Source organism: Marivita sp. (assembly GCF_051251565.1).
GTDB lineage: Bacteria > Pseudomonadota > Alphaproteobacteria > Rhodobacterales > Rhodobacteraceae > Marivita.
Map to the genome: position 1 here is coordinate 1 of NZ_JBPOFB010000083.1, position 2020 is coordinate 2020.

2 protein-coding genes are annotated in these 2020 nt (G+C 62.5%); one reads left to right on the forward strand and one right to left on the reverse strand.

Annotated features, from left to right (window positions below):
* Positions 1–492 (reverse strand): undecaprenyl-diphosphate phosphatase (locus ACSHXH_RS19595; RefSeq protein ID WP_435673483.1); only part of this gene is annotated, 492 nt, incomplete at its 3' end.
* A 215-nt stretch (positions 493–707) separates the two neighbouring features.
* On the opposite strand from ACSHXH_RS19595, the gene ACSHXH_RS19600 reads away from it, so the two are divergent.
* The coding region (locus ACSHXH_RS19600) for an NAD(P)-dependent oxidoreductase (protein ID WP_435673484.1) at positions 708–2020 on the forward strand (1313 nt) is incomplete at its 3' end.

Sequence of the window (2020 nt, forward strand, 5' to 3'; positions counted from 1 at the left end):
GCCGGGGATCAGCGCAACAGCCTGCCAAAACCCCATGACAACGGCATCGCGAAGGCTCCAATCCGCCGCCTCGCGCTGTTCCGGACCGCGCCGGTCCGCCCACCAGAGCAGCAAACCGAACCCCAGCATCGCCCATCCGATGACCGCGACACCGCGCAGCGCGTCGTCCAAACCCGTGAGCCTGAGCAGCAGTCCCGCCACGACCACAGGTATCGTCGCCACAGCCAGCAGAAACGCCAGCCGCGCACCGGGCGTGTCAAGCCGGCCCATGAGTAGCCTCGGCACGCCGGCCACTGCCATCGCGACATCGGTGCGGAAATAGAGTATGACGGCGAAGAGCGTGCCGACGTGGACCGCCACATCGATCACCAGCCCCTGGTCGTCCATGCCGGTGAGCGCCGGAAGCAGGATCAGATGACCGGAAGACGAAACCGGAAGAAACTCGGTCACACCTTGGATGATGGCGACGAGGGCGAGGTGAAGAAGGGGCAAGTCACGCTCCTGCTGGACGTTGTTGCGGTGTGAATCGTCGAGGCGCGCATGGCAAGGAAAAAGCAATTAACTCCGATACGGACCTATAGGGCGGGCGTTTGGCGAGAAATCACTGCCGATGACGCGCAAAATCCGCATTTAGGTCAGTACTGTTGTCTTTTCATCCGTGATACCGTTTAATATGCAGGCGCTTCAGGGTTCTCGAGAGTCGTCAGATGTCCAATCAAATGCTCAAGTTTGTCACCGTTCCGCGGGATATGCCGGAAAAGCGGCCACCCGATCTTCGCAACGATGACTTCAAGGAGATTTACGCGGAGTACGCGCGTGACAAGGCGGCGGAGCAATCCTCGCGCTGCTCGCAATGTGGTGTGCCCTATTGCCAGACCCATTGCCCGCTCCACAACAACATCCCCGACTGGCTGCGCCTGACCGCCGAGGGACGTTTGCGCGAAGCCTATGACCTGAGTCAGGCCACCAATACCTTTCCCGAGATCTGTGGCCGCATCTGCCCGCAGGATCGCCTCTGCGAAGGCAACTGCGTGATCGAACAGTCCGGTCATGGCACCGTCACCATCGGCTCGGTTGAGAAATACATCACCGATACCGCCTTCGAGGAAGGTTGGGTCCGCGAGATCGCGCCGGCGGTCGAGCGCGCGGAGAGCGTCGCCGTCATCGGTGCCGGTCCCGGTGGCCTTGCCGCCGCCGACCTGCTGCGCCGTCAGGGTGTGCAGGTCACCGTCTACGACCGTTACGATCGCGGCGGCGGCCTGATGACCTACGGCATTCCCGGCTTCAAGCTGGAAAAAGACGTGGTGATGAAGCGGATGGACCAGCTGACGCGCGGCGGTGTGGAGTTCGTCCTGAACTGCGACGTCGGTGACGACATCAGCTTTGACGCGATCCGCGGCAAGCATGACGCCGTGCTGATCGCCACCGGTGTCTACAAGACCCGTGAGCTTCAGGCTCCCGGTGTCGGCGAAGAAGGCGTCGTGCGGGCGATCGATTATCTCACCGCTTCAAACCGCAAGAGCTTTGGCGACACGGTCGCCGAGTTCGAGAGCGGCGAGCTGAACGCCAGCGGCAAGCGCGTCGTGGTGATCGGTGGCGGCGATACCGCGATGGATTGTGTCCGCACCGCGATTCGCCAGGGCGCGACTTCGGTCAAATGTCTCTACCGGCGCGACCGGGTCAATATGCCCGGCTCGCAGCGAGAGGTTCAGAACGCCGAAGAAGAGGGCGTCGAATTCGTCTGGCTCGCCGCTCCGACCGGGTTCACCGGAACGCCCGTCGATGGGGTGATGGTACAGAAAATGCGCCTCGGTGCCCCTGATGCAACAGGGCGGCAGATGCCCGAGATTATCGAGGGATCGGATTACGTCGAACCTGCCGACCTCGCCATTCAGGCACTGGGTTTCGAGCCGGAGGACCTGCCGAAGCTCTGGGGCGTCGAAGGTCTAGAGGTGACGCGCTGGGGAACCGTGAAGGCCGATTTCCAGACCCACGCAACCAGCCTCGACGGCGTCTATGC